The 14,624-nt window shown below is 72.6% G+C and carries 14 protein-coding genes and 1 tRNA gene; 8 read left to right on the forward strand and 7 right to left on the reverse strand.

Going from position 1 to position 14,624, the window contains the following annotated elements; genetic code table 11:
* Window positions 1-129: 129 nt before the first annotated feature.
* Window positions 130-1,590: an aminopeptidase P family protein gene (locus ACZ7LB_RS05630; RefSeq protein ID WP_471465519.1), complete on the reverse strand. Its 1,461-nt coding sequence runs from the start codon at window positions 1,588-1,590 to the stop codon at window positions 130-132.
* A gap of 132 nt (window positions 1,591-1,722) precedes the next feature.
* Window positions 1,723-3,129, reverse strand: a complete 1,407-nt coding sequence (locus ACZ7LB_RS05635; RefSeq protein WP_471465520.1) for a PP2C family protein-serine/threonine phosphatase — start codon at window positions 3,127-3,129, stop codon at window positions 1,723-1,725.
* A gap of 641 nt (window positions 3,130-3,770) precedes the next feature.
* On the opposite strand from ACZ7LB_RS05635, the gene ACZ7LB_RS05640 reads away from it, so the two are divergent.
* On the forward strand, window positions 3,771-4,436 hold the full coding sequence (locus ACZ7LB_RS05640; protein WP_471465521.1) for a bifunctional DNA primase/polymerase: 666 nt from the start codon (window positions 3,771-3,773) through the stop codon (window positions 4,434-4,436).
* Window positions 4,437-5,041: 605 nt separating this feature from the next.
* Here the strand turns inward: ACZ7LB_RS05640 and ACZ7LB_RS05645 are convergent.
* From ACZ7LB_RS05645 to ACZ7LB_RS05655, 3 genes are all read right to left on the reverse strand, one after another.
* A complete protein-coding gene (locus ACZ7LB_RS05645; protein WP_471465522.1) occupies window positions 5,042-6,031 on the reverse strand; it encodes a DUF5926 family protein in 990 nt (329 codons plus the stop codon).
* A gap of 562 nt (window positions 6,032-6,593) precedes the next feature.
* A complete protein-coding gene (locus tag ACZ7LB_RS05650; protein WP_265292141.1) occupies window positions 6,594-7,232 on the reverse strand; it encodes an ATP-binding protein in 639 nt (212 codons plus the stop codon).
* Window positions 7,233-7,358: 126 nt separating this feature from the next.
* Window positions 7,359-8,186, reverse strand: coding sequence for a glycerophosphodiester phosphodiesterase (locus ACZ7LB_RS05655; protein ID WP_471465523.1), 828 nt, complete (start codon window positions 8,184-8,186; stop codon window positions 7,359-7,361).
* A 240-nt stretch (window positions 8,187-8,426) separates the two neighbouring features.
* Here ACZ7LB_RS05655 and ACZ7LB_RS05660 point away from each other — a divergent pair, with 240 nt between their 5' ends.
* Both ACZ7LB_RS05660 and ACZ7LB_RS05665 read left to right on the forward strand, forming a co-directional pair.
* Window positions 8,427-10,064 carry a S1C family serine protease gene (locus ACZ7LB_RS05660; protein ID WP_471465524.1) on the forward strand — a complete coding sequence of 546 codons (1,638 nt, stop codon included), beginning with the start codon at window positions 8,427-8,429 and terminating at the stop codon, window positions 10,062-10,064.
* Window positions 10,065-10,152: 88 nt separating this feature from the next.
* A tRNA-Ser gene (locus ACZ7LB_RS05665) sits at window positions 10,153-10,237 on the forward strand.
* 220 nt (window positions 10,238-10,457) lie between these two features.
* Here the strand turns inward: ACZ7LB_RS05665 and ACZ7LB_RS05670 are convergent.
* Window positions 10,458-11,213 carry a GntR family transcriptional regulator gene (locus tag ACZ7LB_RS05670; RefSeq protein ID WP_471465525.1) on the reverse strand — a complete coding sequence of 252 codons (756 nt, stop codon included), beginning with the start codon at window positions 11,211-11,213 and terminating at the stop codon, window positions 10,458-10,460.
* A 79-nt stretch (window positions 11,214-11,292) separates the two neighbouring features.
* On the opposite strand from ACZ7LB_RS05670, the gene ACZ7LB_RS05675 reads away from it, so the two are divergent.
* The 5 genes from ACZ7LB_RS05675 to ACZ7LB_RS05695 all read left to right on the forward strand — a co-directional run bounded on the left by ACZ7LB_RS05675 (window position 11,293) and on the right by ACZ7LB_RS05695 (window position 13,364).
* Window positions 11,293-11,571: a hypothetical protein gene (locus ACZ7LB_RS05675; protein WP_365214763.1), complete on the forward strand. Its 279-nt coding sequence runs from the start codon at window positions 11,293-11,295 to the stop codon at window positions 11,569-11,571.
* 111 nt (window positions 11,572-11,682) lie between these two features.
* Window positions 11,683-11,904 (forward strand): hypothetical protein, encoded by a 222-nt coding sequence (locus ACZ7LB_RS05680; protein ID WP_471465526.1) that lies wholly within the window; start codon window positions 11,683-11,685, stop codon window positions 11,902-11,904.
* A gap of 193 nt (window positions 11,905-12,097) precedes the next feature.
* Window positions 12,098-12,322, forward strand: a complete 225-nt coding sequence (locus tag ACZ7LB_RS05685; RefSeq protein ID WP_161229016.1) for a hypothetical protein — start codon at window positions 12,098-12,100, stop codon at window positions 12,320-12,322.
* Window positions 12,319-13,062 carry a GntR family transcriptional regulator gene (locus ACZ7LB_RS05690; RefSeq protein WP_471465527.1) on the forward strand — a complete coding sequence of 248 codons (744 nt, stop codon included), beginning with the start codon at window positions 12,319-12,321 and terminating at the stop codon, window positions 13,060-13,062. Before ACZ7LB_RS05685 ends, ACZ7LB_RS05690 begins: the two co-directional genes overlap by 4 nt.
* On the forward strand, window positions 13,059-13,364 hold the full coding sequence (locus ACZ7LB_RS05695) for a hypothetical protein (RefSeq protein ID WP_471465528.1): 306 nt from the start codon (window positions 13,059-13,061) through the stop codon (window positions 13,362-13,364). Before ACZ7LB_RS05690 ends, ACZ7LB_RS05695 begins: the two co-directional genes overlap by 4 nt.
* Before the next feature lie 479 nt (window positions 13,365-13,843).
* Here the strand turns inward: ACZ7LB_RS05695 and ACZ7LB_RS05700 are convergent, their stop codons facing one another.
* The gene (locus tag ACZ7LB_RS05700; protein WP_471465529.1) at window positions 13,844-14,458 is read right to left on the reverse strand and encodes an NYN domain-containing protein; all 615 of its coding nucleotides are present in this window, start codon (window positions 14,456-14,458) and stop codon (window positions 13,844-13,846) included.
* Between the last annotated feature and the right edge of the window lie 166 nt (window positions 14,459-14,624).

The raw sequence follows: 14,624 nt of genomic DNA on the forward strand, positions 1-14,624 counted from the left end.
CCGGACTCGCCGATGGCCGGACACCCGTGAGGTGTCCGGCCATCGGTGTCCCGCCGTCCGTCCGGTCCGCGGGGGCCGCGGACCGGACGGGGCGGGGCGACGGAGGAGCGGCCGGCGGGCCGGGGGCCGTCAGCCCTTCAGCGAGGCCATCCACGCCTCGACGTCGGCGGAGCGGCGCGGCAGCCCGGCGCTGAGGTTCCGGTTGCCGTCCTCGGTGACCAGGATGTCGTCCTCGATGCGGACGCCGACGCCCCGGTACTCCTCGGGCACGCTCAGGTCGTCGGCCTGGAAGTACAGGCCCGGCTCGACGGTGAGCACCATGCCGGGCTCCAGCGTGCCGTCGACGTAGGCCTCCACCCGTGCGGCGGCGCAGTCGTGGACGTCCATGCCGAGCATGTGGCCGGTGCCGTGCAGGGTCCAGCGGCGCTGGAGGCCCAGCTCCAGCACGCGCTCGACCGGGCCCTCCACGAGGCCCCACTCGACGAGCCGCTCGGCGAGCACCCGCTGGGCGGCGTCGTGGAAGTCCCGGAACTTGGCGCCCGGCTTCACCGCCGCGATGCCCGCCTCCTGGGCGTCGTAGACCGCGTCGTACACCTTCCGCTGCAGCTCGGTGTAGGTGCCGCTGACGGGGAGCGTGCGGGTGACGTCCGCCGTGTAGTACGTGTGGGTCTCCACGCCCGCGTCGAGCAGCAGCAGGTCACCGGAGCGGACCGGGCCGTCGTTGCGGACCCAGTGCAGGGTGCAGGCGTGCGGGCCGGCGGCGCAGATGGAGCCGTAGCCCACGTCGTTGCCCTCCACGCGGGCGCGCAGGAAGAAGGTGCCCTCGATGTAGCGCTCGCTGGTCGCCTCGGCCTTGTCGAGGACCTTGACGACGTCCTCGAAGCCGCGCACCGTCGAGTCGACGGCCTTCTGCAGCTCGCCGATCTCGAAGTCGTCCTTGACCAGGCGGGCCTCGGAGAGGAAGACGCGCAGCTCGTCGTCGCGCTCGGCGGTCACCTTGTCGGTGAGCGCCGCCTCGATGCCCGCGTCGTGGCCGCGCACGACCCGCACCGGGCCGGTGGCCTCGCGCAGGGCGCCGGCCAGCTCGCGCACGTCGGAGGCGGGGATGCCGTACAGCTCCGCCGCCTCGGCGAGGGAGTGGCGGCGGCCGACCCACAGCTCGCCCTGGCCGTCGAGCCAGAACTCGCCGTTCTCGCGGTCCGAGCGGGGCAGCAGGTAGATCGTGGCGGTGTGGCCGTCGGCCGTCGGCTCCAGGACCAGGACGCCGTCCTCGGTCTGGTTGCCGGTCAGGTACGCGTACTCGACGGAGGCACGGAAGGGGTACTCCGTGTCGTTGGAGCGGACCTTCAGGTTGCCCGAGGGGATCACCAGGCGGTCGCCGGGGAAGCGGGCGGACAGGGCGGCGCGGCGGGCCGCGGTCTCGGCGGCCTGCGCGACGGGCTCCAGGCCGTGCAGCTCGGTGTCGGCCCAGCCGGACCGCATGCTCTCGGCCAGCTCGTCGGACACGCCCGGGTACAGGCCGTTCTTGCGCTGCTTGATGGGCTCCTCGGTCTCGTTCTCCGGTGTCTCCGGGGTGAGCTCCTCCGCCACGTCATCCTCCTCGATACGGCACTGGACCACTCCCCATCGTACGGACGTGCGGAAGGGGGCCCAGAGGCGAAGGGCCTCTTACACCCGGGGGTTACCGTCCGTTATGTGAATGTCTTCGCAGATCACTGTCCGTTAATCGAACCGAACCGCGAGCAGGACCACGTCCTCCGTGACGCCCGTCGCGGCGCCGCCGTCCGGCAGCACGGTGCGCAGGACGTGGTCCAGGACGGCGTCCGGGTCCTCGCGGGCGGCGCGCGGCACCGAGGCGGCCGCCGCGTGCAGCCGGGCGAAGGCGCGGTCGGCGGGGTCGCCGGTGCGGTGCAACAGCCCCTCCGTGTAGAGGAGAACCGTCTCTCCTGACGCGGCGTCGACCTCCACGCTCGGCGCCTCCCAGCAGGCGAGCATGCCCAGCGGCGCGGAGACCGACGTCTCCACGTACTGGGTGCGGCGGCCGCCGATCAGCAGCGGCGGGCGGTGCCCGGCGCCGGCCAGGGTGATCCGGCGCAGCGCCGGTTCGCAGTAGCCGAACAGGGCGGTGGCCGAGCGGGCCGGTTCGGTGAGCCGCAGCAGCAGCTCCAGGTCGGACAGGACGGCGACCGGGTCCTCGCCCTCCATCACGGCGTACGCCCGCAGCGAGGCGCGCAGCCGTCCCATCGCGGCGACCGCGCTGGGCCCGGAGCCGGTGACGGAGCCGACGGAGAGGCCGAGGGCCGCGTCGGGCAGCGGCAGCGCGTCGTACCAGTCGCCGCCGCCGTGCGGTCCGGTGAGGTGCCGGGCGGCGAGCCGGACGCCGGGGACCCGCGGCAGCCGGGTGGGCAGCAGTTCCTCGGCCATGGTCGCCACGGCCGTCCGGGCGCGCTCCAGTTCCAGCAGCCGGGCCAGGTGCTCGGCGGCGTGGCGCGCGTAGAGCCCGGCCAGCTCGCGTTGGCGCTTGTCCGGCTCGGCCGGCTCGTCGTACAGCCAGACCGCGGCGCCGAGGCGTCCGGCGCCGGCGGCGGTCAGCGGGAGCGCGTAGCTCGCGGCGTAGCCGAGGCGGGCGGCGACCTCGCGGTGGCGGGGGTCGAGGCCCTCGCCGGACAGCAGGTCCGGTTCCGCGATGCCGTTGCCGGAGACCGGCAGCCCCTCCAGGATCCTGCCGTGCGCCAGGGAGTCGCGCGGCACCGTCTCGATGTGCCCGAGGTCGGCGCGGGCGAGCCCCAGCCCGACGGTGGTGTCCGGGCCCAGCCCGTCGGCCGGTTCCAGCACGACGAGTCCGCGCCTGGCGCCGACCAGGGACGATCCGGCGCGCAGCAGTTCCTGGAGGGCGTCGGGGAGGGAGGCGGTGCGGGTGAGGCGCTCGGTCAGCTCGTGCAGGGTGGAGAGGTCGAAGACCCATCCGGCGAGCCGGTCCTGGAGGAGGACGCCCGGGGCGTCGGGGCCCGGCAGGTCGTTCGCCGCGGCCGTGGGGGAGGCGCCGACGGCGGTGGACGTGACAGTGTGTGCGGGGGACGGAACCGCCGCATCGATTCCGGCCACTTTCGCAGGGTGCGGGGCGTTCATGTCTTCCCGCTTTCCGACCGGTGCTTACCGCTCAAAAGCATCGCAAACCCCCATGTCGTTCTGCGCAACCGGCAGTGTCTCCACATGTACACGCACTCGTAAGGAGATGTCCAGCATTGTCCTGCTGGTTTTCCTGGTGTTCGCGGGGCGAATGCGACTCCCTTCCCGAACCCTTGCGGACATGCGAGGATGGCCTGAAACTGCCCCGGAGGACGGCTTGTTGCGGTCGACTGGGGGTGCTCCACAGAGCGTTACAACGGTCGTGACGGGTACCTGCTCGGAGAAGGCCAGGGGTGGCTGGGGGCCACTGGGAACCTGGTGACGGAACCGGGCGTCCTATCCACCGACGACCGTGCCCCATCCTCCCCTTGCGGAGGCGGAGAGAAATACGCGGAGCGGCAAAGCGCCATACTTCGCCACCCCGCGCCAGCCCGTGCTTTTGCTGGACACAGTACGAACACGGTGCGGGAAGCGGTACGGACGCACCGCCCGCGAGCGCAGTCGACGCACGACCCCAGAGGGGCTCCCCCTGCCTTCCGCGGGGGTGCCATGCGCCGACAGTTACGCACAGCGAAGTGATTTGCACATGTGTGATGTGACCACGGTGTTGCCAGGCGTGCAACGGAAAGGAACGAGCGCTCATGCGCGAGATCCTCGGAAGGCGACGCAGGCTCCTGTCCCGGCGCGATGACGGACGGCCTGAGCTGATCGACGCGGCCCTGACCTATGCGACGCGATGGCAGTGGCCCGTACTTCCCGGTGTGGCGGCCGACCCGCGCGCGCGCTCGCGCTGCGGCTGCCCGGACCCGGAGTGCACGGTGCCCGGCGCGCATCCCTTCGAGCCCGGTCTGCTGGCGGCCACCACCGACGCGCGCATGGTGCGCTGGTGGTGGACCAACCGGCCGACGGCACCCATCGTCCTGGCCACCGGCGGCGACGCCCCGTGCGCCGTCTCACTGCCCGCCGGGCCGGCCGCCCGCGCGCTGGCCGCGCTCGACCGCGCGGGGATGCGGCTGGGGCCGGTGGTCGCCTCGCCCACCCGCTGGTCGCTGCTGGTCAGGCCGTACTCCATGGAGCAGTTGGGCGAGCTGCTCTACGCCAAGGAGCATGTCCCCGGCTCCCTGCGCTTCCACGGCGGGGGCGGCTATCTCGCCCTGCCCCCCTCCGGGGTCGGGGAGGGCGACATCCGCTGGGAGCGGGCGCCGCTGCCCGGCTCGGCCAGGCCGTGGGTGCCCGACGTCGAGGCCGTGGTGGACGCGGTGGTCGACGCCCTGATGGACACGGAGGTGAGCGCGCCGGAGCTGTAGCGGCGCGTGACGCGGGCGGACACACTGTCCGAGCGGGGGGCCCTGCCCCTCGGGAGCGCGGTGGCGCGGGGTCCTTCCGGACCCCGCGCCACCGCGTTCGTGCGTGTCCTGTCCGCGCACCGGGCCGGGTCCGTTCGCCGCGGGGCGGGCGCGGTGGGGGCGGGTGTGCGGGGCGCCGACGCGGGATGCCGGCGCAGTGCGGCCGGGAACGTCGCGCGCGGTGCGGCGCGCGGTGCGGGAGCGGATCGGGAGTGCCCGCGGACGAGGGCGCGGATGCCGTCGGGACGGAGTCGACCGGGCCGGATACGGACCCTCGCGGTTGCGTACGGGAAGCGATCCGCCCGCGGTGGCGGGCGGTCGGCGACCGGTCGCGCGGTGCCCGCGGCGCGGCACATGGGAAGACCCGGTTGCTGGCGACGGGGGATGCACCAGCAACCGGGCTACGGGAACGGTAACAAGAGATCGGCGGTTAGCAAATTCGATCTCCCGATTTCCGGTCACCGATTGGCCTGTCTCTCCGGGGAGTTGTGACAGGAGTCACCTCCCGCCCCACTGGTCCGGCTGACCGACCGGTCAGCCGGACCACCGGGGCCACGGCGCCGGCCTCAGCTCAGCGTGACCTGCCGGTTGGTCAGACCGCCGCGGGCCCGGCGCTCGTCCGGGGTGAGCGGGGCGTCCGTGGCGAGGGCCGCGGACAGGCGCTCCGCGAACTCGGCCGCCGGCTTCTCCACGTCCTGCGCGGTGACCGTGCCCGGCAGGTCCCACACGGGGACGGTGAGCCCGTGGGCACGGAAGGAGCCCACCAGCCGGGTGCCCTCCCCGAGGCCGGAGCGGCCGGCCGCGTGCAGCCGGGCGAGAGCGTCCAGAAGCCGCTCCTCCTCGTGCGGCATGACCCACCGCAAATGGTTCTTCTCGGGGGTCTCGCACCAGTAGGCGGCGTCCACGCCCGTCAGCCGCACGGTCGGGATGGCCGCGGCGTCGGCCCGCTCCAGGGAGGCCGCCACCTCCGGGGTGGCGTTCTCCGCGTCCGGGACCCAGAAGGCGAAGCCCTCGTGCACCTCCGGCGCGAACGGGCCCTTTGGAGCGAGCAGGTCCTGCAGCCGGGGCCCGTCGGCGGGGGCGCGGCGGCCCTTCACCGGGGTGCCCGGCTCGGCCTCCAGGGCCCGCAGCAGGGTGTCCGCGAGGTCGCGGCTGATGTCGCCGGAGGCCGTGTCGTTCTGCAGGCCGAGCAGCACCGAGCCGTCGTCGCGGCGCAGGGCGGGCCAGGCCATCGGCAGCACGGTGGCCAGGGTGACCGACGGGACGCCCTCGGGCAGACCGTCCCTGAGGGCCAGCGGTGCCGTCGCGGCCGGCACCAGCTCGCGCAGGGCCACCCAGTCGCACTCGCCGGGCAGCCCTTCGAACGGGCGGTGCACCAGCTCGGTGGTGGCCTGGGCGGCTGCCCTGCCGTGGCACGCCTTGTAGCGGCGGCCGCTGCCGCACGGGCAGGGTTCGCGGGCGCCGACGACCGGAATCTCCCCGCCGGTGCCGACGGCGGGGGTTCCCTTGCCGGGCTGCGGGCGCCGGGCCTTCGTCTGGGGTCGCTTCTTGGCCATCGTGGGTGTCTCCCGGTTACGGCTCTGCTGATACGGGCGCGAGCCTAGCCGCTCCCACTCCGGCCGACGGGACCCTGTGGACAACGGGGGGTTTGTGGACAACGGGGGTGTGGGGGAGGGGGATCGGGGCGAGGGGGCGGTGAGCCCCGTGGTGGCCGTGCCCGCTCGGCACCGGCCGCCGTGCCCGGGGTGTCCGCCGCACCGCCCGCGGGCGTGCCCGGCGCCGACGGCACCCGGCGCACCCCGGTGCGGCGTCCCCGTACCGGCGGAGGAGGCTCCCCCCCCGTACCGGCACGCGTCCGCCCGTACGCGTGGCACCACGGGCCCGTGGAGGCGGAGCCGCGCGTGGCCCTCCGGCCCGGCCGCCGTGCGCGCGCCGGTGGTCGTCCCGCGTGCCGGTGTCGTCCCACGCGCCGCGCCCGGGCCGGAGAGAACCGCACCGCCGGGCCGGAGCGCACCCCACCCCGAGAGGCCGGAGCGCACCGCGCCGTGGGGTCACGCGCCGCGGGACCGGCGTCCTTCCGCGGCCCCGCCCCGGCACGGGACCCCGGCCCCGCTCCGGTCAGCCCCGTTCGTCCAGGGCGTCCGCGAAGCCCAGCCCCGGCATCCGGGACACGGACGGCGCCGTGATCCGGGTGGCGAAGTCGTCCCTCCGGTGCCCGGCGTCCGGGTCGTACACATCGGCGTGCACGACCACCCAGACCGTGACCTCGCCGCGCGCCCCGTCGCGCACGCCCCAGTCGTCGGCCAGTGCCGTGATGATGCTCAGCCCGCGCCCGCCGTGGGCCGTGACCGAGGGGGTCGCGGGGGCGGGGCGGGTCGGGCCGCCGCCGTCCGTGACCTCGACGATCAGCCGGCCGCGCGGATCCACCCGCCAGGCCGCCCGGACGTCGCCGTCCCCGGCCAGGGCGTCGCCCAGTGGCCGGCCGTGCTTGTACGCGTTGCTCAACAGCTCCGAAAGGACAAGTACGGCGTCGTCGACGACCGATTCCGCCACGCCCCCGCCGCGCAGTTGGTCACGCATCCGGTGCCGCGCTTCCCCCACGCCCGCAGGACCATGGGGAACGGCCATGCTCGACGACGTGGGCACTTCCTGTGCCACCACCAACGCCACCCCCGAGACCTCCTTCGCCCCACGCCACGGTGTGGATGCCCCATCGGCCTGAGCCGGAAACCGGCCGGTCCCCGTCCAGTGACGCATTCGACACGGGGGGCCACGGAGCGAACGCGCCGGAGCACTCCCCGTAGTCGGGTGGCCGGATCCTTTCGGTGCGGCGGAAGGGGAGAATGCGGCAGCGGGGCCGTGGAGTCAAGGGGTGCGGACGGATCAGCGCCCGAGGTGGTCCAGGACGGCGCGTGGCCGGTTGGTGATGATCGCGTCGACGTCCAGCCCGGCGCAGAGGTCCACGTCGACGGTGTCGTTCACCGTCCACACGTGCACCGGGTGGCCGGCCCGCTTGAGGCGCTCGATGTAGGCGGGGTGGTTCCGCGCGATCCGGAGCGAGGGACCCGCGATCCGGACACCCGCGGGCAGCCGCCCGTCCCGCAGCCGGGGCGAGACGAACTGCATCAGGTACACCGTCGGCAGCTCCGGCGCGGCGGCGTGCACGCGGTGCAGCGAACGGGCCGAGAAGCTCATCACCCGTACCGGGGACTCCTCGGCGCTCGCCGGGGCGTCCAGCCCGAACCGCTTCAGGAGCGCCAGCAGCCGCTCCTCCACCTGGCCCGCCCAGCGGGTGGGGTGCTTGGTCTCCACGGCCAGCTCCACCCGCCGCCCCGCGTCGGAGACCAGCTCCAGCAGGCGTTCGAGGGTGAGCACCGAGGTCGCCTCGCGGTCCTCGGGGCGGTGCTCCCACTCGGGCTCCTCCCCGCGCGCGCGGGCGGCCTCACGGGTCTTCCAGGACCCGAAGTCGAGGGCCGCCAGATCGGCCAGCTCCAGCGCGGAGACGGCGCCGCGGCCGTTCGACGTACGGTTGACGCGCCAGTCGTGGACGCAGACGAGGTGACCGTCGGCGGTCAGGCGGACATCGCACTCGAGGGCGTCCGCGCCGTCCTCGATCGCCTTGCGGTAGGCGGCCAGCGTGTGCTCCGGGGCCTCCTCCGAGGCTCCCCGGTGGGCGACGACCTGGATGGGGTGCTGCCGTGCGTGGGTCACCGCGACATGGTGCCACCGTGCGAGGGTGGACGTGCGGACGGAGGTCTCGGGCCCCCGCCCGTTTGGTCGTGGATGACCTATATAAAGGATGCCTGCGGACCCACAGCAACCGCTTATGGTGCTCTGACGGCCCGTGGGAAAAGCTTGGCAGGCTGCCGGGACCGGTACGGCGCCCGCGCATACGGCGGAGCGCGCGGCTCGCGCGACCGACACACCAGCCGTGGATCGAGGAGAGAAGCTGTGAGCACCGAGAACGAGGGCACCGCGGTACCGCCGGCCCCGCCCGCACCTCCCGTGCCGTCGGCCTCTCCCGCAGCCTCCCCGCGGCAGGACGGCACCCCGGCCGACCGGCCCCCGGCCGACGGTGCGGCGGGTCCGGAGGCGACGCGGCCGGAAGCGACGGGCCCGGGGGCGACGCGGCCGGAACCGGTGCGGTCGGAGGGGGCGCCGCAGTCGCCCGAGCCGTCCGAGCCGTACCGGGCGCCGCAGCCGCCCCAGCAGACCCCGCCGCCCCACCAGCCGCACCAGGCTCCCGCGCAGCCCGCGTACCAGGCGTTCCCGCCGCCGGAGCCGTACGGAGGCGATTTCCGGCCGCCCGCCGCCCACCCCTACGGGGCCCACCAGGGCGGGCACTCCGCCCCGGACCCCTCCTGGCCGCCGCCCCCGCCGCCCGCCGGGCCGTTCTACGGCGGTGGCGGTGGTGACGGCCACGGCGGCGCCTGGGGCGCCTCGTACCAGCCGCCGGCGCCGAAGCCCGCCCGAGGGCGGGGCGGTCTGGTGGCCGGGCTGCTCGTCGCCGCGCTGGTGGCCGGCGGTCTGGGCGGCGGCATCGGTTACACCCTGGCGAGGAACAACGACGACGGGGCCTCCACCACCGTCGCCGCCTCCGACACCGGCGGCGCCGTCAAGCGCGAGCCGGGCACCGTCGCCGACGTGGCCGCCACCGCGCTGCCCAGCACGGTCACCATCCAGGCCGAGGGCAGCAACGGCGAGGGCGGCACCGGCACCGGGTTCGTCTTCGACACCCAGGGCCACATCGTCACCAACAACCACGTGGTGGCCGAGGCGGTCGACGGCGGCAGGCTCTCCGCGACCTTCCCCGACGGCAAGAAGTACAACGCCAAGGTGGTCGGCCACGCCCAGGGCTACGACGTGGCGGTCATCAAGCTGGAGAACGCCCCCTCCGACCTGAAGCCGCTCCCGCTCGGCAACTCCGACAAGGTGGCCGTGGGCGACTCCACGATCGCGATCGGCGCCCCCTTCGGCCTGTCCAACACGGTGACCACGGGCATCATCAGCGCCAAGAACCGCCCCGTGGCCTCCAGCGACGGCAGCGCGGGCAGCAAGGCGTCCTACATGAGCGCCCTGCAGACCGACGCCTCGATCAACCCGGGCAACTCCGGCGGACCGCTGCTCGACGCCAAGGGCAACGTCATCGGGATCAACTCGGCGATCCAGTCCACCGGCAGCGGCGGCCTCGGCGGCGCGGGCCAGGCGGGCTCGATCGGCCTGGGCTTCGCCATCCCCGTCAACCAGGCCCAGTACGTCGCCAAGCAGCTGATCAAGAACGGCAAGCCGGTCTACGCGAGGATCGGCGCCTCCGTCTCCCTTGAGGAGACCACCAACGGCGCGAAGATCACCGAACAGGGCGTCAGCGGCTCGGCACCCGTCGAGCCGGGCGGCCCCGCGGCGTCGGCGGGACTGAAGCCCGGGGACGTCATCACCAAGCTGGACGACCAGGTGATCGACTCCGGTCCCACCCTGATCGGCGAGATCTGGACCCACAAGCCGGGCGACAAGGTCACGGTCACCTACGAACGCGACGGCAAGCAGCGCACCACCGACCTGACCCTGGGCTCCAAGACCGGCGACGACTGAGCGAACACCCCGCGGGACCACACCGCTCACAGCGCCCAGCCTCCCGGTAGGCTGTACCCGCTCCGCCCGGAGGCGGGCGCGACGCCGGGGTGGGTTGCCCGAGCGGCCTAAGGGAACGGTCTTGAAAACCGTCGTGGCGCGAGTCACCGTGGGTTCAAATCCCACACCCACCGCAGGAGAACGGCCCCTGACCATTGCCTATGGTCAGGGGCCGTCGCAGTCTCCAAGCCCGTTCGGCACCGCTGTTCCCCTCGGTTTCCCGCTCGATCGGGCACGGATGGGGCACGCCGGGGGCACGCCCCACGGCCGGGACCAGCCGCCTGAGTTCAGCGACTGCGCGCACGCGGGGCGGGACATCGCGTCGGTCGGGCGACGACACGCTCCGCGTCCGCCCTATCGGTTGATGGGGACCTCGTAGACGATCTCGCAGTGCGCGGCGGGCACGACGATGTCCGCCGTCTCCACGGGGCGGCCGTCGTCGCTGTAGTACGTCCGCCGGATGTGCGTGACCAACGCGGCCTTCTGGATGCCGAGTAGCGACGCCTCCTCGGCGGTCGCCTGCCTGGGCTCCGGCATCTCCACGGCATGGCTGACGGTGATTCCGATGACGGCCATGCGGTTCACCACGCCCGCCCCGGCGTGCGGCCCTCCCTCGGGGAGGACGACGAGAGTGCCGGCGGTGAGGTCGTACGGCTCCCAACTCGTCGACAACTGCACGGGCCTGCCGTTGGCCAGGAACTCGTACGCGGTCCGCACGCACAGATCACCTTCGGCGATGCCGAGACGCGCGGCGATCTCCGCCGGCGCCGGGACCTTGGCCTCGGTGCGGCTCTCCCAGTCGCCCTGCCTGCCGACGGCCTTCATGTCCGCCCGGAACGGCGAGCCGCCGGGCTGTTCACGCGCCGAGGACCGGACCATCCGCACGCGCTGCCGGGGCTCGGCGACGTACGTGCCCGATCCGGCCCGCCCCTCCAGCACGCCTTGGGAGATCAGCAACTCCTGCGCCCTGCGCACGACGTTCTCGCCGACGCCGTATTCCTGGCCGATCTGGGCGCGGGAGGGCAGACGGTCCCCCGGTGCCCACGCGTGCTCCGCGACGCGCCGCCGGAGTTCGTCGGCGATGCGGAGATAGGGCGGCTGCTCAGGCATATGGAAAATCTAGTCCACTAGCTCTAATCTAGTTAACTAGCTTCACTCAAGGTGACTGTCGGTGAGGGAGGGCTGCCCTGTGCCCGCTTCGGGTTTGAGCGCGGCGGCTCTCGCCGCCCGGCTGTCCGCCCTCGGGCTCACCACACGAGTGGAGGAACACCCTCGGCACACATCGGTGGAGGCGGAGTTACCGGATTCGCTCTCCGCCGAGACCTGGCGGGAGGTGCTGGACGCGGTGGCCTCTGCCGACCGGTTCGGCCTGCTCGCCACACGCATGAACGGCCGCACCCTCTGGGCGGTCGTACGCAAATCGGTCCCCACGACGGGCGATGTCGGGGGACCGGGCCATCAGCGATAGGAGCTGACCAGCGTGCTCAACCGTATCCGCCGTGCCCTCTCCTTCACCAGAGTGCGGCAGACCTCCGGCGGCAGGCACCGCCGTCCTCCTCAGGCCCCCTCTCGGCGCCCGGTGACCTCAGTCGGCCGCTCCCGCCCCGTTGACGTGCTGCCGCCCGTCTCGGGCCGGGTAACGGCCGAGAACGCGGGCGCGCCCCTGCTCGCGGGCGAGGACATCGCACTCGTCCGCCCCTACGTCCTGGCCTGGGAAAAGCGGGTGCGGAGCCGGACGGTCCTCGTCGCGCCGCACTTGCCGGCCGATGCCCAGCCGCTGGCCATGGCGGGGGCCTGCTGATGTCCCCCGGTCAAGAGCCGCGCCTCACGGGCGCCTCGTCCTATCGTTCGGCCGACTGCCGCATCGGCGCGCACCTCATCTGCGCGGAGTCCTCCCCGGAGACGGCGCCGGTCGGCCTGCCGGTGATCTATGAGGCGTGCGACTGCCCGTGCCACTCGACGGTCGGCCCGGCTGTTCGGGCGGAGGTGGCGGGGTGATCGAACGGTTCCCCCACGGCGCTCTGTTCTCCAACGTCGAGATCACCGCGGCCACGGTGCGACGCGGCGACATCATCCAGCTCGGCGGCCGGACCTGCCGGGTCCGGGACCTCTTCCAGCTTCCCCGGGGAGGCAAGCGGCTGGTCTTCGACTCGGGCGAACTGCTGACCATACACACGCGTACGCGGCTGATCGCCGTACGCACACGGAGAAGGTGGTGACCGGCCTCGTGTCTCCCCGCTACCACGAGATCGCCGAGGATCTCCGGGACCAGATCACCGCCGGCCGTGTCCAGCCGGGCGAACGCCTGCCGTCCGAACTCGCGTTGGCCGGACGGTACGAGGTCAGCACGGTGACGTTGCGCCATGCCCTCGCTCTGCTCCAGGGCGAAGGGCTTCTGGTGAAGGTCCACGGCAAGGGCAACTTCGTCCGCCGCCCCCTACGGAAGATCACGTATGTGGGCGGCTGGGGCACCATGGACCTCTCGACCGCGGCCGGGCCGTCCTTCCGCGTCACCGTTCGCAGCGCCTCGGTCCAGGCCTCGGCGCACCTGTCGGACTTGTTGAGGGTCCCGGTGGGGAGTCCCCTCGTCGAGTTCTTCTGCCTCGGCCTGGAGGGCGAAGTACCGCGCGGGCTGGCCCACATCTACCTGCCGCGGGATCTGGCCCCGGCCGGGGTGTCCGACGACGACTCCGACCACCGCGAGGCGATCGCACGCTTCGCCGTACTCGGGCCGTCGCCGGCCGTCGTCCGGGAGACGGTGAGTGTCCGTCTCCCGACGGCGGACGAGGCCGCGGCCCTCCGCATCGGCTCTCAAGCGGCCGTGCTCGCCGTTACACGCCTTGCGACCGACCCGGCCGGCCGCGTCCTTGAAGCCGCGCTGCTGGCGTTCCCGGGGGACCGCGTCGAGGCCGTCTTCACCGTTCACCACATGGCCGAGGAGAGGAAGACCGGGGGATGACGACGCCGGACAACGAACTGAGACTCCTTCCGTGGACCGGCCCGGGAGGCAAGCCCTGCTACCTCAGTACCGAAGACCGGAGAAGCTACATGTCCCGCCTGGCGGACAACATCGAGGCGGTGCAACTCGGGACAGCGGCCGAACTGCTGGAGCAGGCGTCGGAAATCCTCGCCGACCAGGACACGGATCCGACGGAAGCCCGGCGTTTGGCGGAAGAGCTGACCAGGGCCCTCCGGGACGTCCACCGGGTGGCTGTCAGCCGCGGTCGCCTGCTCGCGGTGAGCACGACGCGGGAGGGGTGAGGGCGGCCCTGAACGGTTCACCTAGAGGATGACGACCCTTCCAAGGGGGGAGGGAGGCCCAGCCGTAACCTGGGCCTCCCTCCCCCCTCGGACGTGCGAGTCCCTGGCACACGCGCCACCTGATGCAGCCGAGAGCAACCGACGGATCGCGGCTCGAACCCCAGCCGACGACAGTCAGCCACGACGGCGGGTGCGCCGACCGAGCAGGCGCGCGTGTGCCTCGGTCCACCCCCACCGGGCTCAGCCACGCTGCCATGCCGTCGACCAGAGCCAGCCGACCCGACGGAAGCGTGGCGGGCAGAGCTTGCGTGATGACCGCTTCGTCCCGAAGCAACTTGGAACGCTCTCTGTCCTCGGGCTGCTGCGGCCATCACCTGCACGGTTGGTCCGCTGACGTCCACGGTTGTTCGTGGTCGTGCGTCGCGGTTGTCACGCAGTTAGACACTCACCCCGCCGCATGCCCGGGGTCCATCGGAGGCTTAGCCACTAGTGGTGTAGTCCGTGTCGTCACGAACCGTTTTGTAGATGTCCTCTCCCACCCAGTGGCAGTAGAGGTTCCTGCCCCTGATGGCGAGGCGTCGGCAGTGCTGGCCTTCGACTGACCATGCTGCGACCTCGGCTCGTGGCCTACCGCGGGAGGCCGTGAGCTCGGCCACATACTCAAGCGCAGGCTTGAGATCGGTGTCGGCCGACACCAAGATGCCGACGTCAAATTCGCCCCGGGTGGCCATGACGGCAAAGTCCATGCTCAGCTGGACATCTATGCCCTTTTCCTGGGCTCGTTCCTGAGGCCATGCGGACGGGTAGCGCAAAGGGCGAGTGACGAGTTTGACGAGTGGGTTGCGCTCCCACTGGGCGTGCTGCCGCCGCGAGGCCCCGTAGGAGCCGGGCTGTCTGCTTGCGTCAGGCTGGCCACGATAGATGCGTACCTGATGCAGGTGGCGATCATAAGGGCTGTCTGCGGCCAGGTGCTGGGCGAGAGCAACAGGGTCGAACTGCCCCTTATTCCACCCCTCCCAGCGCTCGTGGTAGAGCCGTCGGGCTTGCATGTAGGTGTTTTGGTAGTCGTAGAAGACGACGACGCGATCGCTCAAGGTCCCCCCACGAACGAATAATCCCCGCCAGTGCGGGCTAGGCCCGGACGGCGGGGAGGAGTAGTTAGAAGCTAACGCGTCGCACCGCAGATAGCAACCCGACAGCTCGTAATTTGGTAGTTACCTTCTGTGACGGTCTCCATGGATGAGACGGGTGCGCCAAGAG

The sequence above is a fragment of the Streptomyces sp. NPDC107521 genome (assembly GCF_055598485.1).

Bases quoted from the DNA above. Each gene is read 5' to 3' on its own strand.
- ACZ7LB_RS05670 (WP_471465525.1), bottom strand. From the start codon at position 11,213: ATGCCTGAGCAGCCGCCCTATCTCCGCATCGCCGACGAACTCCGGCGG.
- ACZ7LB_RS05635 (WP_471465520.1), bottom strand. From the start codon at position 3,129: ATGAACGCCCCGCACCCTGCGAAAGTGGCCGGAATCGATGCGGCGGTT.
- ACZ7LB_RS05695 (WP_471465528.1), top strand. From the start codon at position 13,059: ATGACGACGCCGGACAACGAACTGAGACTCCTTCCGTGGACCGGCCCG.
- ACZ7LB_RS05650 (WP_265292141.1), bottom strand. From the start codon at position 7,232: ATGCGTCACTGGACGGGGACCGGCCGGTTTCCGGCTCAGGCCGATGGG.
- ACZ7LB_RS05640 (WP_471465521.1), top strand. From the start codon at position 3,771: ATGCGCGAGATCCTCGGAAGGCGACGCAGGCTCCTGTCCCGGCGCGAT.
- ACZ7LB_RS05645 (WP_471465522.1), bottom strand. From the start codon at position 6,031: ATGGCCAAGAAGCGACCCCAGACGAAGGCCCGGCGCCCGCAGCCCGGC.